General features: G+C 71.9%; 21 protein-coding genes. 13 read left to right on the top strand and 8 right to left on the bottom strand.

The features are described from left to right. Positions 1–66: 66 nt before the first annotated feature. Complete coding sequence (locus ELY19_RS07825) at positions 67–906, top strand: CPBP family intramembrane glutamic endopeptidase (protein WP_126195722.1); 840 nt, start codon at positions 67–69, stop codon at positions 904–906. 1,283 nt (positions 907–2,189) lie between these two features. On the opposite strand, the gene ELY19_RS07820 is transcribed toward ELY19_RS07825, so the two are convergent. From ELY19_RS07820 to ELY19_RS07810, 3 genes are all read right to left on the bottom strand, one after another. After that, positions 2,190–3,791 (bottom strand): glycosyltransferase family 87 protein, encoded by a 1,602-nt coding sequence (locus ELY19_RS07820; protein ID WP_126198748.1) that lies wholly within the window; start codon positions 3,789–3,791, stop codon positions 2,190–2,192. A gap of 89 nt (positions 3,792–3,880) precedes the next feature. After that, positions 3,881–6,613 carry a transglycosylase domain-containing protein gene (locus ELY19_RS07815; protein ID WP_126195721.1) on the bottom strand — a complete coding sequence of 911 codons (2,733 nt, stop codon included), beginning with the start codon at positions 6,611–6,613 and terminating at the stop codon, positions 3,881–3,883. 73 nt (positions 6,614–6,686) lie between these two features. Then, on the bottom strand, positions 6,687–7,085 hold the full coding sequence (locus tag ELY19_RS07810) for a DUF5318 family protein (protein ID WP_126195720.1): 399 nt from the start codon (positions 7,083–7,085) through the stop codon (positions 6,687–6,689). A gap of 236 nt (positions 7,086–7,321) precedes the next feature. On the opposite strand from ELY19_RS07810, the gene ELY19_RS07805 reads away from it, so the two are divergent. From ELY19_RS07805 to ELY19_RS07795, 3 genes are all read left to right on the top strand, one after another. Next, complete coding sequence (locus ELY19_RS07805) at positions 7,322–7,876, top strand: PadR family transcriptional regulator (protein WP_126195719.1); 555 nt, start codon at positions 7,322–7,324, stop codon at positions 7,874–7,876. Further along, positions 7,869–8,966 carry an inositol-3-phosphate synthase gene (locus ELY19_RS07800; protein WP_126195718.1) on the top strand — a complete coding sequence of 366 codons (1,098 nt, stop codon included), beginning with the start codon at positions 7,869–7,871 and terminating at the stop codon, positions 8,964–8,966. Before ELY19_RS07805 ends, ELY19_RS07800 begins: the two co-directional genes overlap by 8 nt. Before the next feature lie 152 nt (positions 8,967–9,118). After that, complete coding sequence (locus ELY19_RS07795; RefSeq protein ID WP_126195717.1) at positions 9,119–9,865, top strand: DUF1542 domain-containing protein; 747 nt, start codon at positions 9,119–9,121, stop codon at positions 9,863–9,865. 11 nt (positions 9,866–9,876) lie between these two features. Here the strand turns inward: ELY19_RS07795 and ELY19_RS07790 are convergent, their stop codons facing one another. From ELY19_RS07790 to ELY19_RS07775, 4 genes are read right to left on the bottom strand one after another with little or no spacing between them, the layout of a single operon-like run. Next, the gene (locus tag ELY19_RS07790) at positions 9,877–10,644 is read right to left on the bottom strand and encodes an AIM24 family protein (protein WP_126195716.1); all 768 of its coding nucleotides are present in this window, start codon (positions 10,642–10,644) and stop codon (positions 9,877–9,879) included. Beyond that, complete coding sequence (locus ELY19_RS07785; protein ID WP_126195715.1) at positions 10,641–11,333, bottom strand: AIM24 family protein; 693 nt, start codon at positions 11,331–11,333, stop codon at positions 10,641–10,643. The genes ELY19_RS07790 and ELY19_RS07785 overlap by 4 nt, the downstream gene beginning before the upstream one ends. Before the next feature lie 5 nt (positions 11,334–11,338). Next, positions 11,339–11,959: an AIM24 family protein gene (locus tag ELY19_RS07780; RefSeq protein WP_126195714.1), complete on the bottom strand. Its 621-nt coding sequence runs from the start codon at positions 11,957–11,959 to the stop codon at positions 11,339–11,341. A 38-nt stretch (positions 11,960–11,997) separates the two neighbouring features. Continuing rightward, entirely contained in the window at positions 11,998–13,275 is a 1,278-nt protein-coding gene (locus ELY19_RS07775; protein WP_126195713.1) for a TerD family protein, read from the bottom strand. Between the two features lie 186 nt (positions 13,276–13,461). On the opposite strand from ELY19_RS07775, the gene ELY19_RS07770 reads away from it, so the two are divergent. From ELY19_RS07770 to ELY19_RS07730, 9 genes are all read left to right on the top strand, one after another. Further along, positions 13,462–14,037 (top strand): TerD family protein, encoded by a 576-nt coding sequence (locus tag ELY19_RS07770; RefSeq protein WP_068526211.1) that lies wholly within the window; start codon positions 13,462–13,464, stop codon positions 14,035–14,037. A 102-nt stretch (positions 14,038–14,139) separates the two neighbouring features. Further along, positions 14,140–14,715, top strand: a complete 576-nt coding sequence (locus ELY19_RS07765) for a TerD family protein (RefSeq protein WP_126195712.1) — start codon at positions 14,140–14,142, stop codon at positions 14,713–14,715. A 93-nt stretch (positions 14,716–14,808) separates the two neighbouring features. Continuing rightward, entirely contained in the window at positions 14,809–15,957 is a 1,149-nt protein-coding gene (locus ELY19_RS07760) for a DUF475 domain-containing protein (RefSeq protein ID WP_126195711.1), read from the top strand. A 13-nt stretch (positions 15,958–15,970) separates the two neighbouring features. Next, positions 15,971–17,170: a hypothetical protein gene (locus ELY19_RS07755; protein WP_126195710.1), complete on the top strand. Its 1,200-nt coding sequence runs from the start codon at positions 15,971–15,973 to the stop codon at positions 17,168–17,170. Positions 17,171–17,178: 8 nt separating this feature from the next. Further along, on the top strand, positions 17,179–18,333 hold the full coding sequence (locus tag ELY19_RS07750; RefSeq protein WP_126198747.1) for an HpcH/HpaI aldolase/citrate lyase family protein: 1,155 nt from the start codon (positions 17,179–17,181) through the stop codon (positions 18,331–18,333). Further along, a complete protein-coding gene (locus ELY19_RS07745) occupies positions 18,330–19,613 on the top strand; it encodes a phosphoribosyltransferase family protein (protein WP_420031197.1) in 1,284 nt (427 codons plus the stop codon). The genes ELY19_RS07750 and ELY19_RS07745 overlap by 4 nt, the downstream gene beginning before the upstream one ends. Then, on the top strand, positions 19,610–20,734 hold the full coding sequence (locus ELY19_RS07740; protein WP_126195709.1) for a cysteine protease StiP family protein: 1,125 nt from the start codon (positions 19,610–19,612) through the stop codon (positions 20,732–20,734). The genes ELY19_RS07745 and ELY19_RS07740 overlap by 4 nt, the downstream gene beginning before the upstream one ends. After that, entirely contained in the window at positions 20,731–21,582 is an 852-nt protein-coding gene (locus tag ELY19_RS07735) for an HAD family hydrolase (RefSeq protein ID WP_126195708.1), read from the top strand. The genes ELY19_RS07740 and ELY19_RS07735 overlap by 4 nt, the downstream gene beginning before the upstream one ends. Beyond that, the gene (locus ELY19_RS07730) at positions 21,579–22,958 is read left to right on the top strand and encodes a TerD family protein (RefSeq protein ID WP_126195707.1); all 1,380 of its coding nucleotides are present in this window, start codon (positions 21,579–21,581) and stop codon (positions 22,956–22,958) included. The genes ELY19_RS07735 and ELY19_RS07730 overlap by 4 nt, the downstream gene beginning before the upstream one ends. A gap of 63 nt (positions 22,959–23,021) precedes the next feature. Here the strand turns inward: ELY19_RS07730 and ELY19_RS07725 are convergent, their stop codons facing one another. Continuing rightward, on the bottom strand, positions 23,022–25,004 hold the full coding sequence (locus ELY19_RS07725) for an OPT family oligopeptide transporter (RefSeq protein ID WP_126195706.1): 1,983 nt from the start codon (positions 25,002–25,004) through the stop codon (positions 23,022–23,024). Positions 25,005–25,068 lie beyond the last annotated feature (64 nt).

The following is a 25,068-nucleotide window of genomic DNA, read 5'->3' as shown; positions in this document are numbered from 1 at the left end:
GAAGTACTCCCGGCGTCGCGGCTCTGGAGGCCGGTTCCGGAACGGACGCCGCCGTACGGTGGGGGCGTGAGGACGTGGGCGGGGTGGACGGTCGCGACGCTCGGGACCGGCGCGATCGCCATCTCGTCGCTCGTCGCCGCGCTCTCCGGCCGCGGCCTGCGGTACACCGCGGACTCGATGGACACGATCCCGTGGTGGCAGCCGTGGGCGCCGGTGGTCGCGGGGCTGCTCGTCGCGCTCGCCGTGCCCGCCCGGAACGCGGCGGACGGGGCGGACCGAGCGGAGGCGCCGCCCGACCCGAGGCCCCAGGCCTGGATCCTGCTGGCCTGCGGCATCGCCTTCGCCGCCGGGCTGATCGTCCTCGGCCCGGAGGAGCCGACGTACACCGTGCTCAAGCTCGCGCTGCTGCTCGCGGTACCCGCGGCGGTGTTCGCCCTCGACCGCCGGTGGGGCCGCCGGTGGCCCGACCCGACCTCCCGCCCCGGGTGGAGGCCCGTGCCCGCCGTCATCGCCTACCTGGTGGTGTACCTGGCGCTCAGCGACCGGAGCGAGAACTTCCTCGCCGGGGTACCGCTCCTCGACGCGGTGCTCCTGCTGCTCGCCGGCTTCGCGATGAACGCGCTGCTCGAGGAGGTCTTCTACCGGCGCTGGCTGCTCACCCGCTGGCACGCGGTGCTCGGGCCGTGGGCGGCGGTCGCGCTCTCGGCGGTGGTCTGGGCGTCCTGGCACGTTTCGATCCAGGGCTCGGGCGACCTGCCGCTGGACACGATGAACGTGCTCGCCAACCAGGGCGTGAGCGGGCTGTTCCTCGGCGTCCTGTGGCTGCGGTACCGGGTGATGTGGCCGCTGCTGGTGATCCACGGCGTGTGGAACGCGAACCCGCTGCAGTTCGTCGGCGGGGCCTGACGGCACCGTCGACCGGTGTCACCGCCCGGGGCCGATAGGGTGGGGCGCATGTCCCGGCCCAGTTTCCGCCCTGATCGGGTGGCGTGGACCGTGCTCGGTCTCACCCTTCTCGCGCTCGTCATCGGCTACCAGATCAAGGCGCAGTGCACCGGCGCACCCTTCGACGAGCTCGGCCGGTCCGAGGGCTTCGCGTCGACGCCCGGCCGGATCTGCTACTCCGACATCCAGTTCCTGTGGACGGGCCGCGAGGTCAACAACCACGTCTTCCCGTACCTCACCGGCTGGATCGACGGCGACGGGAAGCTGCAGGGCGGCGCCATCGAGTACCCCGTGCTCAGCGGCCTGCTGTTCTGGGTCGGCGCGATCGGCGCGCACAACGACGCCGAGTTCCTGCTGCACATGGCGCTGCTGCTCGCGCCCTTCGGCATGCTCACCGGCTGGGTGCTCGCGAAGATCTCCGGCCGCACCGCAGCGCTGTGGGCGCTCGCGCCGCCGCTCGCGCTGTACGCCTTCCACAACATGGAGCTCCCCGTCGTCGCCGCCGCGACGGTCGGCTTCGGCATCATGGCCTGGGCCGACAGGACCGGCGGGTCGATCCGGATCCCGGCGATCGCCACCGCCGCGGTGCTGGCGGTGGGCTTCGACCTGAAGATCTATCCGGGCCTGTTCGTCGCGCCGCTCGTGCTGTACGTGCTCACCCACGGCCGGTCGGGCACCGTCGCGCTGCCCGACGGTCCCGGGCGGCGCGCCCGCGTCGACTGGCGCCTACTCGACTGGGTGGGCGCCGCCGCGACCGCGGCGACGGCCGTCGTGGTGGCCGTCGCGATCAACGTGCCCTTCATGGTCCTCGGCTTCGAGGGCTGGCGCGCATCGCTGAAGTTCCAGGAGCTGCGCACGGCCGACCTGTCGACGAACTCGATCTGGTACTGGGGCGTGCTCAAGGCCTTCGACGACCCGAAGGACTACGACGCCTTCGTCGCCTCGGTCTCACCGCTGCTCATCGTGATCTCGATCGCGGCGCTGCTGGTGTACGGCTGGCTGCACTACCGGCGCACCGGCGTGTACCCCTGGCTCGGCGTCAGCGGCGCCATCCTGGCGGCGTTCATGCTCTTCCACAAGGTGCACTCACCGCAGTACGTGCTGTGGCTGCTGCCCTTCTTCATCCTGCTCAAGGTCGACTGGCGGCTCGTCGCGGCGTATCTCGTGTTCGACCTCAGCCTCGAACTCACGGTGTGGAACTACTTCTCCGAGCACGCGGCGAACCTGCCGATCACGTGGTGGGTTCAGTGGGGCGTCTGGATCGGCGTCTGGGGCCGGGCCGCGCTGCTGGTCGTCCTCCTCTGGTACCTGCCGCGCTGCGCGCTGCGGCTGCGCAGCGAGGAGGAGTCCGGCGCACCGTCGAGCACGCCGCCCGCGGGATCGTCGAGCGGAGGCGAGTACGGGCCCGGGTACGTCGACCGGACCAGGTCCTCGTCGGGCCGGTAGATCTGCCGGACGACCAGCACGCACAGGCCGATCACGGCGAGATCGCGCAGCAGGACGGTGGCGGTGAAGGCCTGCTCCGGCAGGCCCCGGTTCTGCATGCCGAGGAAGTACATCATCCGCGGCACCCACACGAGGGCGTCGATCGTCATCCACGCGAGCAGGAGCCGGGTGTGCGGGATCGCGAGCACCGCCAGCGGCACCAACCAGAGCGAGTACTGCGGGCTCCACACCTTGTTGACCAGCAGGAAGCCCGCCACCAGGAGGAACGCGAGCTGCGCGACCCGCGGCCGCCGGGGCGCCTTCAGCGCGAGGTAGCCGACGCCGGCGATCACCGCGAGGAAGAGCACCAGCGTGATGCCGTTCGCCAGCGACGAGGCGCCGCCGCGCGGGCCCTCGCCACCGAACACCCAGCCGCCGGTGAACGAGCTGATGACGGCGTAGATCGAGTCCATGTCGACGGGACGGATCGAGTTCCGGTGGAAGAACTCCCACCAGCCCCGCGGGGCGGCGACGAGGATCGGCAGGTTCACCGCGATCCACGTCGCGAGCGCCACCGCCGTCGCCGTGAACCAGGGGCGCAGCCGGCCCACGCGCAGGCACAGGAAGAACAGCACGACCAGCAGGAACGCGGGGTAGAGCTTGGCGGCGGTCCCCAGCCCCAGGACGACGCCGGCCCACGCGTGCCGCTCCCGGGACCACAGCAGCATGCCCACGGCCATCGCCGCCACCGCGATGGCGTCGAAGTTCGTGAAGGCGTGCACGATGACCAGCGGCGACGCCGCCATGAGCATCGCGTCCCAGGGCCGCCGCGCGGCCGGACGCGACGGGGAGGCGGCACCGCCGGCCAATCGGGTCGTCGCCCAGACCGCGATCAGCCAGAACAGCGCGAGGCCGACGGCCGCGACGGTGAAGAACAGCACGACCTCGATCGCCGCGGGTACGCCCCACTTCTCGTGCAGGGCCGCCCACACCTTCGCGATCTTCATGGCGGCGTACTGATACATCCCGGTGAGCACCGGGTACTCCATGTAGCGCTCCTGGCGGGCGCCCGTGGGATCGGTGTCGAAGAACTGCGTCACGTAGGGCAGGAGGCCCTCGTTGAGGCGCTCCGCCCCGTACAGCGGCACCGTGTCCGAGTAGCACATCGCGGCGTACGGCCGGTTCCCCGACCAGTCCAGCACCAGTTGCCCGCCGTCGGACTTCTGCTGCAGGCAGCCGGCCTTGGTGGTCCAGCCCAGCGCCAGGAACAGCACCGCGACCAGGAGGACCAGCCGTAGCGGCGTGAAGAAGCGCTGGAAGCCGACCAGCGCGTGCGCGCCCACGGGACCGCCGAGCACCGTCGAGAAGTCCCGCGCCACCGCGTCCGTGCGGCTCGGCACGTCCCGGTCGGGCTCGATCACCGTCGCCGGTTCGAACCGGCCGGGGCTGACGTGGAGGCGATCGTCGTCCTCGTCGTCCCCCGCCGCCGGGGCCTCCGCGCGGGATTCCGTCACGGCACCGGGTTCGTCACCCGCGGCGGCACCGTCCGGCCGCCGTTGCCCGGGACCGTCCCGTTACCGCCCGGGCGGGGACGCGTGGTCTGCCCGGGGTAGGTGGTCGGATTGCCGCCGCCGGGCTGGGTGGTGGTCGGGTCCCACGGGAAGGTCGGCATCGGCACGCCGGGCAGGCCCGGCACCGTGCGCGTCGCCGAGCCGCTCTCCCCCGCCGACGCCGACGCTGAGGCCGAGCCCGTCGACGAGGGCCGCGTGCGCGTCTCCACCGGGACGCCGGCCTGGCCGCCGATCATGCCGGGTGTCGGGAAGGACTCGTAGTCGGTGTCCGACAGCGCGCCGTCCATCGTCTGCTTCCAGACCGTGGCCGGGACGCCGGAACCGTAGATCGGGCCGCCCCAGGAGTTCGTGATCGGTCCGCCCTTGTCGTTGCCGACCCACACCGCCGTGGAGATCGACGGGGTGTAGCCCACCATCCAGGCGTCCTTGTTCTGGCCGGTGTCCTGGTACTGCGCGGTGCCGGTCTTCGCCGCCGAGGCGCGACCGCCCGCGAGCCCGTTGCCGTTGGAGTACGAGGCGATGGGCTGCAGCGCCGCGGTCACGTTGTTCGCGACGTCCTTGCTCAACCGGCGCGTGCCCGGGTCGTTCTGCCGGTCCAGCAGCGTGCGGCCGTCGGCGGTGGTGACCTTGCTGATCAGATGCGGCGCGCGGTAGATGCCCTCGGCCGCGAGGGTCGCGTACGCGGAGGCCATGTCGATGGGGCGGCTCTGGTACTGGCCGAGGACGACGCCGCCCTCGACGCCGCTGCCGTCGGCCTGCTCGAGCGTCTTCTTGATGCCGCCGAAGCTCTCGGCCACGCCCGCCTTGTGCGCCGCGTCCGCGACCGCCTGCGCCTGGCCGTTGAGGTCCATCATCAGCCGGTAGAACACGGTGTTCAGCGACATCTTCATGGCGGTCGCGAGGTTGCAGCTGCCGCAGGACTCGCCCTCGGAGTTGGTCACCGTGACGCCCTGGGCCTTGAACGGCGCCGAGGAGTAGACGCGCGAGAGGCCGATGCCCTGCTCCAGGGCCGCGACCAGCGCGAAGACCTTGAACGACGAGCCGGTCTGCAGGCCGGCCTGGACGCGGTCGTAGCCGTTGCCGTCGCTGCCGCCGTAGTAGGCGAGCACACCGCCGGTCTTGGGGTCGACGGAGACGATCGCCGTGCGCAGGTCCTTCGGCTGGTTCTCGGCCATGTTCGCCGCGGCCTTCACCGCCGCGGACTGCGCCTGCGGGTCGATCGTCGTGGTGATCTTCAGGCCCTGCGTGCTCAGCGTCGACTCGTCGATGCCCGCGTCCTTGAGCTCGCGCAGCACCTGGGTCTTGATCAGGCCGTTCGGCCCGGCCGACAGGTCGTCGCCGCCGTTGCGGCCCGGCGCGATGGTCTTCGGGAACTGCAGGTTCGCGCGCTGCGCCGGGTCGAGGGTCTTCATGTCGACCATGCCGTCGAGCACGTAGTTCCACCGGCCGGTGGCGTCGGCGAGGTGGGTGGTGGGCTCGTACAGCGACGGTCCGCGGACGAGGCCCGCGAGCAGCGCGGCCTGCTCCACCTTGAGGTCCTTGGCGTTGACGTTGAAGTACGCCTTCGACGCCGCCTGGATGCCGTACGCGCCCCGGCCGAAGTAGATGGTGTTCAGGTACGCCGCCATGATGTCGTCCTTGGACCAGGAGTTGGACATCTTGGTGGAGATGATGAGCTCTTTCCACTTGCGCGTCAGCGACGATTCGTCGCCGACCAGCGCGTTCTTCACGTACTGCTGCGTGATCGTCGAGCCGCCGCCCGCGTCCTCGCCGTCGCCGGCGACGCCCGGGATGCGCTTCCACACGGCGCGCGCGAAGCCCTTGACCGAGAAGCCCGGGTTGGTGGCGAACTCGCGGTCCTCCGCGGCCATGATGGCGTTCTTCATGACGTCGGGGATGTCCTGTGCGGGCAGGATCTCGCGGTTGCCCTCCGGCGGCACGACGCGCGCGATGGGCGTGTTGCCGTCCTTCATGACGATGGTCGCGACCTGATTCGTCTGGATCTCGCCGGGCTGCGGCACATCGGTGCGCCAGTAGCCGACGAGGAAGGCGAGCAGGGCGATCACCATGATCAGCGCGACCGCGGCCACGCCGCCGGTCACGACACGTCGGAACAGTGAACCGCTCACAAGCGCTCGCAGGCCCTTCTTGTCGGAGTCGTCGTCATGGAAGCCGTCGTCCGGCTCGTCGGGGCCGTCACCGTCGCCGCCGCCGGGCCCGCCGGGGCCGCCGCCACCGGGCCCGTCACCCCCCGGCCCGTCACCGCCCGGGCCGTCACCGCCGGCGGCGGGCGCGGGCGCGGGCTTCCGGATCACGACGGGCTGCTCGGCCGGCGCCTGCGGGCGCGCCGGGGTGCCGCGGTCTGCCTCGGCGGCGAGCTCGGCGTCGTCGACGGGCCGGCCGGACAACGGCTGGTAGGCGGTGCGCGGCGCGCCCGGGTCCGACGGTGTCCGCCCCGCACCGGACGCGGCCCCCGTACCGGACGCGGCCGCCGCGCCGGGAGCGGCGGGCGGCTTCGGGTTCGGTTGCTCCGCGCCGCTCGGTGGCACCACCGGGAACTGGGTGGTGGGCGCGGCCTGCGGCGGAGCGGGGCGCGGCGGGGTGGGGCCTCCGGGCCGCGACGGCCCTCCGGCCGCCCCGTTCCGCTCGTCCTTGCCACCCGGGTTCGTCACCGCTGGTTCTCCGCTCGTCTCATCGTCGTCTCGTACGTTCCGTGCCGGTCCCGGCTCCCGCCGTCCGCGCCGCTCAGCCCGGGGCCGCGCGGCGCTTGCGTCGTGGTCGCGGCGGCAGTCCCGCCACGTACGACTGCACCAGATGATTCCAGTTGCACGACCTGCAGACTTCCACGACATGCACGGAGAACTCCACCCGCGTGGATTCGAGCTCGCTGAGCTCCGCGTCGGTACGGGCCGAGCCGGACGCCGGGCCGAGGGAGTCGCCGAACACCCAGGAGACCAGGGTCAGCTGCTCCTTCCGGCAGATGGGGCACAGCACCTCGGACGGACGGCCGTGGAACTTGGCCGCTCGCAGCAGGTACGGGTCGGCATCGCACACCGCCTTCACGGCGGTGCGCCCGGCGTTGACCGACGCGAGCAGCGATCGCCGCTGCAGCGCGTAGTCCACCGTTTGCCTCTGCGTCCGCACGGATCCAATGTACGTGGCCGGGCCGGGACACGCCGCGACAAGGGCATACCGCCCAGGACCGGTCGTGCCCGGTCCGGCCCGCCGGGCGGGCCGTCGCGCCGCCGGGCGTTCACCGCGGGTTCACCCCTGGGGTATCGTCCTATATATCGGCGCGATACAACTGCCGATCGATTGATGAGATAGATCCACTCGCGTCGGCCGCCCGGCTCGACGCCGCGCCCGGTGAGGAGGTGGCAGTGCTCGAACTCGCAGTTCTGGGGCTGCTGCACGACTCCCCGATGCACGGCTACGAGATCCGCAAGCGGTTGACGGAACTGCTGGGCCCGTTCCGCGCGTTCTCCTACGGTTCGCTGTACCCCGCCCTGCGCCGCGCGCAGGACGCCGGGTACATCGCCGAGGAGGACGGACCGGGCCCGTCGAAGCGCCGCGCGCGCCGTGTCTACGGTCTGACCCCGGCCGGCAGGGAGCGGTTCTCCGCCCTCGTCGCCGACACCGGCCCGCAGAACTACACGGACGACGGGTTCGGCGTGCATCTCGCCTTCTTCACCGCCACTCCCGCCCAGGCCCGGCTGCGCATCCTCGAGGGTCGCCGCCGGCAGGTCGAGGAGCGGCGCGAGGAACTCCGCCGGGCCCTCGCGGCCGGTGGGACCAGCGAGACGTACACGCGGCAGTTGCACGAGCTGGGACTGGAAACGACGGAGCGCGAGGTGCGGTGGCTCAACGAGTTGATCGCCGCCGAATCCCGCTCCGACGCGAGACCGACACCGACTGAAGGGAACAACGGTGACTGACAACTCCACCAAGGTGCGCGTCGCGATCGTCGGCGTGGGCAACTGCGCCTCGTCGCTCGTGCAGGGCGTGCACTACTACAAGGACGTGGCCGACGACGCGGAAGTGCCGGGCCTCATGCACGTGAAGTTCGGCCCGTACCACGTGCGCGACGTCGAGTTCGTCGCCGCGTTCGACGTGGACGGCAAGAAGGTCGGCTTCGACCTCTCCGACGCGATCAACGCCTCCGAGAACAACACCATCAAGATCGCCGACGTGCCGCCCACCGGCGTCACCGTGCAGCGCGGCCACACCCTCGACGGCCTGGGCAAGTACTACCGCCTGACCATCGAGGAGGCGCCGGGCGAGGGTGTCGACGTGGTGCAGGCGCTCAAGGACAACGAGGTCGACGTCCTCGTGTCCTACCTGCCCGTGGGCTCCGAGGAGGCCGACAAGTTCTACGCGCAGTGCGCCATCGACGCGGGCGTGGCCTTCGTCAACGCCCTGCCCGTGTTCATCGCCTCCGACCCGGTGTGGGCCGCCAAGTTCCGTGACGCGGGCGTCCCGATCGTCGGCGACGACATCAAGAGCCAGGTCGGCGCGACCATCACCCACCGCGTGATGGCGAAGCTGTTCGAGGACCGCGGCGTGGTGCTCGACCGCACCTACCAGCTCAACGTCGGCGGCAACATGGACTTCAAGAACATGCTCGAGCGCGAGCGCCTGGAGTCGAAGAAGGTCTCGAAGACCCAGGCCGTAACGTCGAACCTCAACGGCCCGCTGGCCGGTAAGGTGCAGGACCGCAACGTGCACATCGGCCCGTCGGACTACGTCGAGTGGCTCGACGACCGCAAGTGGGCGTACGTCCGCCTCGAGGGCCGCGCCTTCGGCGACGTGCCGCTGAACCTGGAGTACAAGCTCGAGGTCTGGGACTCCCCCAACTCGGCCGGCATCATCATCGACGCCGTGCGCGCCGCGAAGATCGCCAAGGACCGCGGCATCGGCGGCCCCGTGATCCCCGCGTCGGCGTACCTGATGAAGTCGCCGCCCGAGCAGATCGCCGACGACGTCGCGCGCCGGCAGCTCGAGGAGTTCATCATCGGCGCGGACTAGTCTCCGCCTCGCCGGGCGCGCCCGGCACCGTCGCAGGGCCCGTCACCATCGCGGTGACGGGCCCTCGTCGCTCCCGGCCCCCGTCCGGGAGGAATGTCCGAATCACAGCTTCTCGTCAGCCGCGCGGCGGCCGTCCTCGGTACCGTCGGGTCATGGACCCCGTGCTCATCCTCGTCGCCGTCGCCGTCGTCGCGCTCGTCGTGGTGATCGTGGTCCGGGGCAACCGGAACCGGACCACGGCCCTGTCGGACGCGCAGGCGGACGCCCGCGCCACCATCGACCGGCTGGCCGGCCAGGTCAACAACCTCGTCGGCTCCAACGACGCCGCGCGGCAGGCCCTCGCCGATGCGGGCGAGCGGTACACCGCCGCCGGTGCCCAGGTCGGCTCGGCGAACACGCCCGCGCAGGCCCGCCTCGCCAAGCAGACCGCCCTCGAGGGGCTCTACTACGCGCGCGCCGCGCGGGTCGCCATGGACATGGACCCCGGCCCGCCGATCCCCGAGCTCGACGGTCAGCGCACCGCGGGCTCCGTCACCGAGGACCGCACCGTCGACGTCGACGGCCGCGCGCTGACGGCCTCGCCGGCGCCGTCCGACCGCACCCCGAACTACTACCCCGGCGGCGTCGTCGCCGGCCGTCCGGTGCCCGCGGGCTGGTACAGCGAGCCCTGGTGGAAGCCCGCGCTCGTCGCGGGCGCCTGGGGCGTGGGCAGCTACCTGCTGTTCAGCTCGATGTTCGCCGGTATGGCCGGGGTCGGCCCCGCGGTCCTCGCCGATCCGGGGGCCGACGGTGCCGCCGACCTCGGCGGCGACGGGGGCTGGGACTCCGGCTCCGACGGCGGAGGATTCGGCGACTTCGGGGGCGGGGACTTCGGCGGGGGCGACTTCGGCGGCTTCTGACCGCCGCCGGCCTACTGCTGCTGGCCCAGCTGCTGCTGGATCGACGCGCTGATCTCGCGCAGACCGCCGGCCGAGAGGCCGGGGAGCTGCCCGGTGATGTTGCGGACCACGTGCCGGTCGTCGAGCACCTTCTCGCTCGACTGCACGAGCACGGTGCCCGTCCCCGTGAAGTCGAACTGCCGCTCCTCGCCGGAGCTCACGCCGATCGCCCGGCCCGCGGCGGCGACGAAGCTGCTCACCCACGCCTGGTCGTAGTGGTGGCTCGGCGAGGGGCAGTCGGCCCAGCCGACGAGCGCCTCCGGATCGACCCGCACGGGCGGCTCGACGAACATGACCTGCCCGTTCGACGAGGCCAGGAACCGGCCGGTGCCGATCAGCGTCACGAAGCCCGGCACGATCGACTGCTGCAGCGCGAGGTTCGGCTCGAAGGCCAGGAGGTTCGCGGCGCGGATCGTGAGGTTGCCGTTGTCCTCGAGGTCGTAGGCGTTGATGTCGTTGCCGCGGTCGCCGATGATCAGCTTGCCCTGCCCCTCGGCCACGACGTAGTCGCCGAGGTAGAGCGGCGCGGAGAACTGCTGCGCCACCATCTGCAGCAGCTGCCCGTGCAGGCCGTGCTGCAGGGACGTGAACCTCATCTGCCCGTAGTGCGCGATCATCGCGCCCTTGGACAGGAACCAGGGCTTGGTCAGGTCGATGCAGTACGAGTAGGGGTTGCCGGGCACGTTGTCGCCGCCGGCGGGCAGCGTGTGCGGGTTCCAGACGGTGTCGAGTTCGCTCACAGCCGGTGCTCCGATGCTTGGACGTAGACCACACCGTGGCCGGTGCAGTCGAGCTGGAAGGCCTCGCCACCGGTGCGGCCCATGTTTCGCAGACTCACCGTGGAGCGCAGGTTCGTCTGGACCGGGCCGAGCGCCGCGGCGAAGGCCTGGGGGTCGACGGTGACCGGGCGGTTCGGGTTCACCTCGAGCGTGATGAAGCCGCCGTGGCCGAGGATGACCGCGGCGCCGACGCCGCTGAGCTGCGTGGTGAACATGCCCTGCCCCGTCGCCACGCCGCTCGCCGCGGAGCGCAGCGCGCCCATGAGGCCGCCCCCGCCGCCCCCGCCCGATGCCGCGGTGGAGACGATCGAGGCCTGCAGGCCCTGCGTGTACGCGAGGAGCCGGGAGGCCTCGACGCGCAGCTCGCCGCCCTGCGGCATCTCGACGACCTCGACCTCGAGGCCGCGGAAGCCGTAGTGCACGGTGCCGTGGCCCTGCGCGACCATGGTCGCCTCGTGCTCGCCCTGCATCATCCGCCCGGCCATGCCGGCGAGGCCGCCGAGCGCTCCGCCGCCGCCCATGCCCGGGATCTGGTGCGGCTGGAAGAGGACGTTCCCGGTGTAGAAGAGCATCGCGCCGCGCCGGGCGATGACGGGGCCGGAGCGCGTGAGGTCGATGGAGACGACCTTGCCGTTGACCTTGGTGAACACCGCGCCTACCTCTCCGCCGGCTGGATCGAGACCACGCCGGAGCCGTCCCAGCGCAGGGAGAACGCCTCGCCGCCGCCCTGGCCCACGACGGACCGCCAGGACACGTCGGTCACGAAGGACTGCGACAGCTGGCCCCGGGCGCACACGAAGGCGTCGGGGTCGACGACCAGCGGGTACTGCGGCGAGACCTCGAGGTGGATCAGCGGCCCGCCGAGCGAGAGCAGTGCGACCTGTCCGTGTCCCGTCACCGTCGTCGTGAACAGGCCCTGCCCGGACACCCCGCCGCGCACGCCGGCGAAGGTCACGTTGGTCGACAGCTGCGGCGTGAGGGCGAGCAGCTGCTCGGACTCGACCTGCAGGGTCTCGCCGTTCAGGTCGACGACGGTGACGGTCGCCGCGTCCTGCGCGAGGTACACGACGCCGGTGCCGGTGCACTCCATGAGCGACAGGCCCTCGCCGGTGGCGCGGCGTTTGATCCCGGCGACGAGCCCGTCGCCTCCGCCGAAGCCGGCGGACTTGAAGCTCACCTGCCCCTCGTAGGCGATCATCGACCCGCTGATCGCGCGGATCGAGCTGTTGTTCAGGTGCGCCTCGACGACACGTTTGGTCTTCGACACGAGCTGCATGGGCTCCCCTCCCCCTCGTCGTACGCCACTCTAGGGCGTCATTTCCTCCCCGGCGTGAAGTTGAGTCCCCAGTTGTAGGCCTCGGCGACGGCGCGCTGGGAGCCGTGGATGTACTGCACCTCGCGGGTCACGGTGAGCTCGCCGTTCACGACGTGCAGCTGCGCGATGGCGCAGGAGATGGCGCGCCGGTCCGGGTTGTCCAGGTGCACCTCCACCTCGGGGCCGCCGGGCGGGAACAGCGTGACGACGCCGTTCGCGGACGCCCAGTTCGGGGTGCCCTCGTAGATGTAGGCGAAGATCAGGATCCGCACGAAGTCGTCGAGGTGCGCCAGGTTGATGTGCAGGTTCTCGCCGCCCTGCGAGCGGCCGGAGCGGTCGTCGGCGTCGAGTTGGATGAACGGCGGCCGGTCGATGCTGCCGAAGGCGTTGCCCAGGGCCTGCACGCCGCCGCGGTCGCCGTTGCGGAGCTCGTAGAAGCACGCCAGGTCGAGGTCCACGGCGTTCCCGCCGCCGAACAGCCCCTTCTTGCCCTGGGTCCAGTTGAGGTTCACCCGCATGGTGCCGGTCGGCCGCTCCGAGGACTTCGCGAGGGAGACCGTCGGCGCGGACTTGGTGAGCGTGATCTTCGAGAGGTTCACCCTCGGCGCCGCCGGGGCCGCGGGCGGTTGCTGGTGGGCGGGCTGCGCCGGGGGGTACGACGGTGCCGGCGGCTGCTGGTAGCCGGGCTGGGCCGGGGGCGGCTGGTACGCGGGCTGCGCCGGCGGATAGGACGGCGCCGGCGGCGCGGCCGGGGTCGGCGGCGCAGCGGGGGCCGGGGGCGCGGCGGGCGGCGGACCGTCGACGGTGACCCCGTGCTCGGTGAGCAGGGAGACGAGCCCGCGGTCCCACCCGGCGCTCACGTTGCGCACCTTCCACGCGCCGCCCCGCCGGTAGACCTCCGCGAGCACGGCGGCGCGCTCGGTGGTCAAGCCGGTCGCGGGGCAGTCGTCGGCGCCGATCCGGGCGCCGAGTCCGGGGATCGAGGCGAGCGAGCCGGGGACCGTGTCATCGAGGGCGACGGCCAGCCGGACGGTGCTGATCGCCGCCGGCACGGCGGCCAGGTCGAGTGCGAGCGCGTCCGGCCCGGTGAGCCGCACCGCGCCCTCCGGCGAGGTCGGACTGTTGAAGAACACCAGGTCCGCGTCGTTGCGGACCCGGCCGTCGTCGGTGACCTGGATGGCGAACAGGTCGACCGACCCGGGCGCGACACCGGAGATGGACACCGTGAGGGAGGTCTGGGACAGGGCCGCGTTCTGACCGCGCGCGAGTGACGTCACGGGTCGATTGTTGCAAGAATCCGGCGAATCGGCGCGGAACCCGCGCTTCCGGAGTGACACGTCGTTCGCCCCGGCGCAGTGCTCCGCGGACCCCGCGCCGGGTCACATCGATCGCGTACTGTGAATTTCGCGACCACGTCAACGGGCGGCGGTGGGCCGTCGCCCAATCTCGGGAGGAAAACACACATGGGAGTCAGCCTCAGCAAGGGTGGAAACGTCTCGCTCACCAAGGAGGCCCCCGGCCTGACGGCGGTCGCCGTCGGTCTCGGCTGGGACGCCCGCAGCACCACCGGCGTCGACTTCGACCTGGACGCGAGCGCCCTCGCGGTGGACACCGCGAAGCGCGTGCTCGACGATCAGCACTTCGTCTTCTACAACAACCTGCGTTCGCCCGACGGCTCGATCGAGCACACCGGTGACAACCTGACCGGTGAGGGCGACGGCGACGACGAGGTCATCAACGTCAACCTCGCCGGCGTGCCCCCGCAGATCGACGCGGTCGTCTTCCCGGTCTCGATCCACGAGGCCGACAATCGCGGCCAGTCCTTCGGCCAGGTCCGCAACGCCTACATCCGCGTGGTGAACCAGGCCAACGGCCAGGAGATCGCGCGCTACGACCTCTCGGAGGACGCCTCCACCGAGACCGCCATGGTCTTCGGCGAGCTGTACCGCCACGGCACCGAGTGGAAGTTCCGCGCGATCGGCCAGGGCTACGCCTCGGGCCTCGCGGGAATCGCTCGCGACTTCGGCGTGAACATCTGACCCTGCGCGTCCTTCGTCCGGATCCGGTATCCGAAACGTCGGTATAGTGCGAATCACACGCGGGGGCGGTCGGCGTCGTCGCGCTACCAGGAGGAACCAGGTATGGGTGTCAGTCTCGTCAAGGGCGGCAACGTCTCGCTCACCAAGGAGGCCCCCGGCCTCACCGCGGTCTCCGTCGGTCTCGGCTGGGACCTCCGCACCACGACGGGTACCGACTTCGACCTCGATGCCAGCGCCATCGGCATCGACGCGAACAAGAAGGTCGCCTCACCCGAGAACTTCGTCTTCTTCAACAACCTGCGGACGCCGGACGGCTCGATCGAGCATCTCGGTGACAACCTGACGGGTGAGGGCGACGGCGACGACGAGGTCATCAAGGTGAACCTCGCCGCGATCCCCCCGAACGTCGAGGGCGTGGTCTTCCCGGTCTCGATCTACGACGCCGACAACCGCGGCCAGTCCTTCGGCCAGGTCCGCAACGCCTTCATCCGCGTGGTGAACCAGGCCAACGGCCAGGAGATCGCGCGCTACGACCTGACGGAGGACGCCTCGACCGAGACCGCCATGGTCTTCGGCGAGCTGTACCGCAACGGCGCGGAGTGGAAGTTCCGGGCCGTCGGCCAGGGCTACGCCTCGGGCCTCGCGGGAATCGCTCGCGACTACGGCGTCAACGTCTAGTACCGCACCTCTCGAGCAGAGCGCGTAGACCCGGCGAGCGGACCCCGCACGCCGGGTCCTCGCGCTCCGCACCCCTTCTTCCGAAAGGCCGATGTGTTCCGCATCTTCGGACTCTCCTTCTTCGTCACGATCGCCGCCCTCGTGGCCGCGTTCTTCTACGGCGGCCCCGAGGCGCTGGTCCTCACGCTGATCCTCGGCATCCTCGAGGTCAGCCTCTCCTTCGACAACGCCGTCATCAACGCGACCGTGCTGCAGCGCATGAGCCAGTTCTGGGTGCGCATGTTCCTCACGGTGGGCATCCTGATCGCGGTCTTCGGCATGCGCCTGGTGTTCCCGCTCGCGATCGTGTGGATCACGGCCGGCCTGAACCCGGTGCAGGCGATGGACCTCGCCCTCAACCCGCCGGCCGACGGTGCCAAGTACTTCCCGGACGGCAGCGCGAGCTACGAGACCCTGATCACCGCGGCGCACCCGCAGATCGCGGCCTTCGGCGGCATGTTCCTGCTCATGCTCTTCCTGGACTTCGTCTTCGACCCCGAGCGGGAGATCACCTGGCTGAGCTGGATCGAGAAGCCGCTGCAGCGCATCGGCCAGCTCGACCGCTTCTCGATCATCGTGGCCCTGGTCGCGCTGCTCGCCACGGGCGTCTGGGCGACGCACACCGTCGACGAGTCGAAGACGGTCTTCATCGCGGGACTCCTGGGCCTCGTCACCTACATCGTGGTGAACGGCCTCGGCGAGTTCTTCCACGTCGAGGAGCTCGAGGAGGAGGCGGAGGCCGCGCGGTCCGGCCCGTCGGAGCTGGCGAAGGCCACCGGCAAGGCGGGCTTCTTCCTCTTCATCTACCTCGAGGTCCTCGACGCCTCGTTCTCCTTCGACGGGGTGATCGGCGCCTTCGCCATCACCGCGGACCCGATCATCATCGCCCTGGGCCTCGGCTTCATCGGCGCGATGTTCGTGCGCTCGCTCACGGTGTACCTCGTGGAGAAGGGCACGCTCGCCGAGTACGTCTACCTCGAGCACGGCGCGCACTGGGCGATCGGCGCGCTCGCGGGCATCCTGCTGTTCTCGATCTACACGCCGGTGCCCGAGATCGTCACGGGGCTCATCGGCGTGGTGCTGATCCTGGCGGCACTGGCCTCCAGCATCATCCGCAACCGGCGCGAGGGCGACGGGGACGGCGACGCTCCGCTGATCGCGGACGGCCCGACGGTGTCGACCTCGCAGGCGATCGAGTCCTGAGCCCCTCGCGACCGTGGCATCGAATCCGTTCCGCAGGCTGTTCGGCGGGGAACCCGCGGGTTCCCCGCCGAACGGGCCGGCGGGCGGCACCGACACCGGGCTGACCAGCGCCTTCCTGGAAGCCGACCGGCGCTTCAGCGCCCTCGATGAGGACGTGCGCACCCTCTCGGCGCAGAACCCCACCGCGCCTGCGGTGCAGCAGTGGCCCACCCTCCGGGACCGCTTCGGCGGCGCCACCGAGCGGTACCTCTGGGCCAGCGGCAGCCAGTCCGGCACCCGGCCGCCCACGCCGCAGGACCGCGCGGCCGCCGCCCGCGAGCTCGCCGACCTGGTCTCGGTGCTGGACCGGTTCCGCGCCGACCACGACCGCGCCCTCACCAACGCCCGGGGCGCGCGGGCGAGTTCGGCGGCGCAGGAACAGGCGGCCCGGGTGGCCGCCGAGCGCGCCACCGACCTCCTCGCGGCACCGTCGACCGCGCCCTACCTGACCCTGCGCCCGGTCGTCCGGGCGACCGACGCCCTCGTCGAGGCCGTCCGGCACCTGGACACCGCGCCGGACCTCGTGGCCCGGGACGCGGCGGCGCGAACGGTCCAGGAGAAGGCGGCCGAGCTCACGGCGGCGGTGGAGGCCGCGCCCCGGATCGGCGACGACGCCCAGCGCTCGCTCGCGGCCGCGGGGACCCGCCTGCAGGCCGTCCGGAACCGCGCCGACGACCTCGCCGACACCCGCTCGGCGCTGCTGCGCGAGTTCAACGCGGCCTGTTCCGCCGACCTCGTCGACAACGACAAGGTCGCGGAACGCGAGTCCGCCGCGGCGGAGGCAGCGCTCGCGACGGCGGCGACGCGGCTCCGCGAGGGCACGCCCGACCTCGCGCTCGAGGAGGTGGGCATCGCCCGCGACCACCTCGACACGGCCGACGCGGCGGTGAACGCCGTCGGTGAGCGGCTCCGCACGCTGCGCTCCGCCAAGGCCGATCCCGCCGCGGTGGCCGAGCGCACCCGCTTCGCGCTCCGGGACGCGCAGCACCTGGCGGTGCAGAAGCAGCAGGTGCACCGCTGGGGCTCCGTGCTCGACGCGCAGCACGCCCGGATCGAGCGGGCGATCGCGGACCTCGACCGTGTCCACCCCGACTACTGGCAGTACCTGCAGACCCTGGCCGACATCGATCGCATGATCACCGACGCCGTCGACCGGATGCGGGGCCGCGCGTGAGCGGCGCGCTGCACCATTTCGCCCAGTTGCCCGGCGAGGTGCGCGCCCGCCTGTTCCACCGCGCGCCGCGCGCCTTCGGCCGGGCCACGCCGCGCGAGCATCTCGCGCACGCCCTCGGCGCCACCCTGTACGTTCCCGCGACGCGCGCGGAGCTGGCCGCGACCATCCGCCGGCGCCGCGACGAGGGGGTGCTCTCGATGGTCATCGACCTCGAGGACGCCGTCGCCGACGATGCCGTCGACCGCGCCGTCGACGCCGCGACGGCCGCGTTGGTGGAGCTCGCCGCCGACCCGGATGCGCTGCCGCTGCTGTTCATCCGGCCGCGCACCACGGCGGACACCGCCGCGCTCCTGGACCGATTGGGCGAGGGTGCCCGCGCGCTCACGGGCGTCGTCCTGCCGAAGTTCACCGCCGCGACCGGTGGGGAGGCGCTCGCCGCGATCGCGGACCGCGCACCCTCGCAGGCCCTGTACGCGATGCCCGTCCTCGAGACGCCGGAGGTCGTCTACCGCGAGTCGCGCGACGCGGCGCTGTCCGCGATCGCCGAGGTGCTGCGCGCGCACCGGGACCGGGTGCTCGCGGTGCGGATCGGCGCGACGGACATGTCCGCGCTGTTCGGCATCCGGCGCGACCGTGACCTGACGATCTACGACGTGCACGTCGTGGCGGAGACCATCTCCGCGATCGTGGGCCGCCTCGGGCGGTCCGACGGGTCGGGTTTCGTGGTGACCGGCCCGGTGTGGGAGTACTTCGCCGACCACGAGCGCATGTTCCGGCCGCTGCTGCGTGCCACGCCGTTCGAGCGCAACCACGCCGCGCGGTTCCGCGAGCAGCTCGTCGGTCGCGATCTCGACGGGCTGCTCCGCGAGACCGCGCTGGACCGGGCGAACGGCCTGCACGGCAAGACGGTGATCCATCCCTCCCACGTGGCGGCCGTGCACGCGCTCTCGGCGGTGACCCACGAGGAGTACGAGGACGCCCTCGCGATCATCGACGGCGATACGGGCGGCGTGGAGGCATCCAGTTACCGGAACAAGATGAACGAGATGAAGCCGCACCGCAATTGGGCACGGCAGACACTGATCCGCGCGGACGTCTTCGGCGTCACCCGGCCGGAGGTCGGCTTCGTCGACCTGCTGACCGCGCTGGTGGAAGGACGATGATGGCGCCCACGACCGCAGGGACACGCGCGGGTGCGGCCGGGCCGCCGCAGACCGGGCTGTGCGCCGCTCTCGGTATGCGTGTGCACGGCGATGCCGAGCTCGCCGACCTGATCGTTCCCGGCCTGCGCCGCAATCCGCGGCGCGCGCACCTGTTGGTCTCGACGGTCCTGGGCAAACACATTCCCGCGGATCCGGCGCACGTCCGCTCCGCCGCGGATCGGCTGGCCGACCGGGTCGCCGCGGAGCTCGCCGGCGAGCCGTGCGTCGTCTTCGGGTTCGCCGAGACGGCGACGGGCCTGGGGCACTGCGTCGCGGCGCGGCTGCGCGCGGCGGTGTACCTCCAGTCCACGCGCCGCCCCGGGGCCCGGGTGTACGGCGAGTTCACGGAGGGGCACTCGCACGCCACATCCCACCTGCTGCAGCCCAGCTCGCCCGGCCTGCTCTCGGCGGCCGACACCCTGGTCCTCGTCGATGACGAGATCTCCACGGGCGCCACGGCCCTCGACTCCATCCGCGCGCTGCACGACCTCGCCCCGCACCGCCGGTACATCGTGGCCTCGCTCGTCGACATGCGCTCGCCGGCCCATGTCGCGGACACCGAGCGCACCGCCGCCGCGGCGGGGCTCGACATCTCCTTCGTCGCGCTCGCGCGCGGCACCGTCGACCTGCCCGACGGTCTTCCGGCCCGCGTGGCGGAGCTGCCGGCGACGCCGTCGAACCCGCGGGCGTCCCGTCCCGGGACGGCCCGGGAGTTCGCGGCGGCGTGGCCGCCGGACGTGCCCGACGGGGGCCGGCACGGCGTCCTCGCCGCCGATCAGCCGCGGCTCGAGGAGGCCGCCGGACGGCTCGCGGACGCCCTCGCCGCCGAGCTCGATGATCGGCCGGTGATCGTGGTGGGCCATGAGGAGCTGATGTACCTGCCGCTCTGCACGGCGGAGGCGCTGGCACGCCGTGGTTTCCGGGTGCGGTTCCAGACCACCACCCGGTCCCCGGCCCTGGTCCGGGACGAGGCCGGCTACCCGTTGCGGCGCGGTTTCGAGTTCCTCGCGCCCGAGCCGGACGCGGAGGCACCGCGCCGGTACCTCTACAACGCCGCGTGGCCCGGAGAGGATGCACGCATCGTCCTGGTCGCCGACGCGCCCGCCGACACCGGCCGGCTGCGCGCCCCCGGCGGTCTGCTCGACGTGCTCACCGTCGCGGGGCACGACGTGCTCACGGTGATCGTGCCGGCCTCGGACCAGGCCGTCCTCGCCGCGGCCCGTACCGGGGCCGCCCGATGACGGCGACGACGCCCCCGCTGCGCGGGCCGGCGTTCGGCTCGTACGCCCCCGACGAGGTGACGTGGCTGCTCAAGGACCTCTCGGCGGTGCCGCTGGAGGCCGACATCGCCGTGCGCGAGCGGCGGATCCAGTCGGGCGAGGCGCACTACGCCGAGTCGCTGCCCGTCGAGTACCAGCCGAGCGCCGAGTACCGGGCCCTGTTCGACGCGGCGCTCGCCGGCTCCGCGCCGCGGCTCGCCGAGGCCGTGGGCACCGTGACGGAACTGCTGCTCGCCGAGCGCGCACACGCGCCGGTACTGGTCTCGCTGGCCCGCGCAGGCACGCCCATCGGGATCCTGATGCGCCGCTGGGCCGATCGGTTCCACGGGGTCGCGCTGCCGCACTACGCCGTCTCCATCGTGCGCGGGCGCGGCATCGACCACGTCGCCCTCGATCACCTGGTGGCCCGGCACGATCCGGCGTCGATCGCGTTCGTCGACGGCTGGACGGGCAAGGGCGCCATCACCCGCGAGCTCGCGGCGGCCCTCGACGAGTACGCCGCCGCCACCGGCGTCCGGATGAACCCCGACCTCGCGGTGCTCGCGGATCCCGGCCACTGCGTGCGCACGTTCGGCACGCGCGACGACTTCCTCATCGCCTCCGCGTGCCTCAATTCGACGGTCTCCGGCCTGGTCTCGCGCACCGTGCTCAACGCGGACCTGATCGGGCCCGGGGACTTCCACGGCGCCAAGTTCTACGCCGAGCTCGCGCCGTACGACGTCTCGGGCCTGCTCCTCGACACCGTGACCGCCGCCTTCGACGGTGCCGCACCGGCGGCACGCGCCGAGGCCGCCCGCCTCGCCGACGATCCCGGCGCGCGCGAGCCGGACTGGTCCGGCTGGGCATCGGTGGAGCGGGTGCGTGCGGAGTACGGCGTCTCGACCGCGAACCTGGTGAAGCCGGGGATCGGCGAGACCACACGGGTGCTCCTGCGCCGCGTCCCCTGGCGCGTGCTGCTGCGCGACCCCGACGATCCCGATCACCTGCACATCCGCCGTCTCGCGGACGAGCGCGGCGTGCCGGTGGCGGTCGTGCCCGGCCTGGCCTACGCGTGCATCGGCCTCATCAAGGAGGACTCGTGACCGCGTTCGTCACCAGCGATCTCGACCGCACCCTCATCTACTCGGAGGCCGCCGCCGGCCCGGCCTTCGCGACCGCCGATCCGGTGTGCGTCGAGATCTACCGCGACGCACCGCTGTCCTACATGACGCCGGGGGCGCACGCCGGCCTCGCCGCCCTCGCCGCCGCGACGCCGGTGGTGCCCACCACGACCCGCACCCCCGAGCAGTACCTGCGCGTGCGGCTCCCGAGCGCGCCGTTCCGCTTCGCGATCTGCTCCAACGGCGGCGAGATCCTCGTCGACGGTGCGCCGGATGCGCAGTGGCGGGAGCACATCCGTGCATCGCTCGCGGCGCTGCCCGCGGACCTCGACCGGATCGCGGCGCAGCTGGAGGCCCGCCTCGCGCCGGAGTGGGGCGCCCGCCTGCGGCTGGTGCCGGGCCTGTTCGCATACGTGGTCTCCGAGGTGCGGATCCCCGCCGAGGTGGTCGAGGAGTGGCGCGCACACTGCGCCGCGCTGGGCTGGAGCATCTCGCAGCAGGGCCGCAAGCTCTACACGATCCCCGAGCCGGTGACCAAATCCCGTGCGGCCCGCGAGGTCCGGCGGCGCCTCGAAGCGTACGGTGTGCTGGATCCCGGCGCGCCCTGGCTCGCAGCGGGCGACGGCGCTCTCGACGCCGACCTGCTGGAGGCCGCCGATGCCGCGATCCGCCCCCGGCACGGCGAGCTCGAGGAGCTCGGTTTCGCGTTGCCGCACCTCACTCTCACCTCCGGGCGCGGCATCGACGCCGGCGCCGAGATCGTTGCGTGGCTCGCCGACCGCGCCGCCACCGCAGTTCCCGACCCCGATCCGATCAAGGAGATCCGATGACCGCACTGTCCAAGGGCCAGAACGGGCCGCTGCCCGCCGGGCCGGTCACCGTCACCGTCGAGCTGCCGGCGCCGGCCGACGTCTCCGCCCTGTTGGTGACCGAGGCGGGGAAGGTCCGCTCCGACGCCGATTTCGTCTTCTTCAACCAGCCGTCCGGTCCGGGCGTGACCCTCACGAACGGCGCGCTGCGCATCGACGGGGCCGGCGTGCCCGCCGACATCGCGCAGGTGCGCGTGGCGATCACGCTCGACGACGCGTCGGCGTCGTTCGGCCGGTTCGGTGCGCCCGTGGCCCGGGTCGCCGACGGTGCCGGCACCCCGCTGTACGAGTACCCGATCGAGGGCCTCAGCAGCGAGTCCGTGGTGATCGCGGTGGAGATCTACCGGCGCGGCGCCGATTGGAAGGTGCGCGCCGTCGGCCAGGGTTACGCGGGCGGCTTCGCCGACCTGGTGCGCGACCACGGCGTCAGCGTCGACGACGCCCCCGCCGCACCGCCCGCGGCGGCCACCCCGCCGCCCCCGGCACCCCCGCAGGCGCCGACCGCACCGTCGACCCCGGTCCCGCCCGCGCCCGCGCAGAACCAGCCGCCCGCGCCGTCGAGCCGTCCGATCGACTACTTCGCGAGCGGGACGGCACCGTCGGCCCCGGCGGGCAGCGCCCCGATCGACTACTTCAACACCTCCGCGCCGCAGCCGAACCCGCCCCAGCAGCCACCGGCGCAGCAGCCGTTCACGCCGACGGCGCAGCTCGCCGGCCAGCAGCCGGCACCGGGATCGGGCGAGATCAGCCTCACCAAGAACAAGCGCGTGGACCTGACCAAGGGCCAGAAGGTGGTGCTGCGCAAGGACGGCGGCGTCCAGCTCACGCGGATCGCCATGGGACTCGGCTGGGACCCGGTGCGCAAGCAGGGCCTGTTCGGCTCGAAGGCCAAGGACATCGACCTCGACGCGTCGGTGGTGCTGTTCGCGGGGCAGCAGCCGGTGGACGTGGTCTACTTCGGCCAGCTGCAGTCGAAGGACGGCTCGATCCAGCACCTGGGCGACAACCTCACGGGCGCGGGCGATGGCGACGACGAGGTGGTCAACGTGAACCTGCCGGCCGTGTCCGCGCAGGTGACCTCGCTCGTGTTCATCGTGAGCTCGTACCAGGGCCAGCGCTTCGACCAGGTGGACAACGCGTACTGCCGGCTCGTGGATTCGACCACGGGGGCGGAGCTGGCCCGCTTCGCGCTCGCCGGCGGCATGCCGTACACGGGCATCGTGATGTGCACGATCGCCCGCCAGGGCGGCGAGTGGAAGCTGCAGGCGATCGGCGAGTGCATCAACGCCAAGACGCCGCGCGACGCGATCCCGCAGCTCGCGCCGTTCGTGGGCTGAGCACGTGTGCCGGACGGTGCCCGCTGAGCGGGCACCATCCGGCACAGGTGGGAACCGCGGTGACTACGCGGGTTCCGCGGCGATCTTCTTGGTGCGCAGGTACAGCGCGGCGCAGACCACGGCGAACACGACGACGCCCAGCGCCTCGCCCCAGTGCAGCCAGCTCTCCTCGATGAACGGCAGCGCGAGCGGCTCGTCCTTGTCGGTGGCGACGACGATGCCCGCGTAGATCACGCCGAACAGCGACTCGCCCACGATGAGGCCGGTCGCCAGCAGCGTGCCGAGCCGCTTGCGCCCCTCGGCCACCTCTCCGGTGGCCGAGCCGTCCGCCCACCGGTTGTAGAAGAACCCGAGCACGGCGCCGACGGGGATCATCAGCGTCACGCTCATCGGCAGGTACATGCCCATACCCACGGCCAGCGGCGGCAGCCGGAACTTCGAGGTGCGGGAGAGCACCTCGTCGATGACGATGACGACGGCGCCGATGATCACACCGAGGCCGATGAGGCCCCAGTCGAGGTCACCGCCGAAGACGCCCTTGGACAGGCTCGCCAGCAGCGAGGCCTGGGGCGCCGAGAGGGCGTTGTCGCCCGCACCGGGCGCCCCGGCGAAGCCGAAGCCGCTCTGCAGCAGGTCGAGCACCGGCGGGATGATCGCGGAGCCGAAGGCGACACCGATCACGAGCGCCACCTGCTGCTTCCACGGCGTCGCCCCGACGAGCTGACCCGTCTTGAGGTCCTGCAGGTTGTCGTTGGAGATGGTGGCGATGCTGAAGATGATCGCGGCGGTGAACAGCGTGTAGGCCACGAGCGCGGTGGCGGTGTCGCCGGCCGACGGACCCCAGACCGCGCGGATCAGGAGCGCCGCGGACAGCACGACCAGGATGCCGACACCGGAGACGGGGCTGTTGGAGGCGCCGATCAGGCCGGCCATGTAGCCGCAGACGGACGCGACCACGAGGCCGAGGACCAGGATGTAGACGATGCTCAGCGTGATGATGCCGCCGGCCTGGCCCTCGAGCGCGGTGCCGCTGGTGAAGGACCACAGCAGCACGCCGATCGGCACGAGCGAGGCGACGACGATGCCCGCCACGTACGGGAAGGGCATGTCGCGCTCGGTGATGTCGACGAGCTCGCCCTCGCGGCGCTTGCGGGACGAGGCGATCGAGTCGGCGATACCGCGCAGCACCGGGCCGAGGATCTTGATCAGGGTCCACACCGCGGCCACGGCGATCGCGCCGGCGCCGATGAGTCGGACCTCGGTGCTGAACGCGGTCGAGATGACCTTGGTGATGCTCCCGGTCTCCGGCAGGTCGCCCGCGGTCCACATCGGCAGGAGCACGAAGTAGGAGATGACGAGACCGACGATCATCGCGAAGCCGACGGTGAGGCCCACGAGGTGGCCGACGCCGATGAGGGCGAAGGACAGGCCCGGGACGAACAGGGTGCCGCCGTTGCCGATCCGCAGCGTGGTCGACAGGCCCTCGGCAACGATCTTCATCTTGGCGAGCAGGGCGTAGCCGGCGGAGGCCAGCGAGCCCAGGATGATGAGGCGCAGGCCGCGCTTGTTCTCGCTGGCGCCCTCCGCGGTGTCGCCGACCTTGAGCACCTCGGCCGCGGCAACGCCCTCGGGGAACGGCAGGTCCGAGCCCGTGACGAGTGCGCGCCGGAGCGGAATCGAGTACATGACGCCGAGCACGCCGCCCACCAGGCAGACCAGGGTGGTCGTCCAGTACGGGAAGTCGGCCCACCAGCCGACCATCACGAGGCCGGGGAGGATGAAGACGATGGCCGAGAGGGTGCCCGCGGCCGAGGCGATCGTCTGGACGATGTTGTTCTCGACGATCGAATGGTTCGCGAAGTAGCGCAGCAGCGCCATCGAGATCACGGCCGCGGGGATCGAGGTGGCGAACGTCAGGCCGACCTTCAGGCCCAGGTACGCGTTGGCGGCGGTGAAGACGAGCGTGATGATGCCGCCGAGGACGACGGCGCGGGTGGTGAACTCGCGGACGCCGGATTTCGACGCAGCGGGTGCCGGTGTGGACATGGGTTGTATCCCTTCTCAAGGACGTGGCCGGTGAGGCCGAACGTGAAAACACTAGGTCCAAGTG

The organism is Tsukamurella paurometabola (assembly GCF_900631615.1).
GTDB classification, from domain to species: domain Bacteria; phylum Actinomycetota; class Actinomycetes; order Mycobacteriales; family Mycobacteriaceae; genus Tsukamurella; species Tsukamurella paurometabola_A.
Note: the sequence above shows the minus strand (reverse complement) of the source record. Positions and strands in the feature narration are given on the sequence as shown.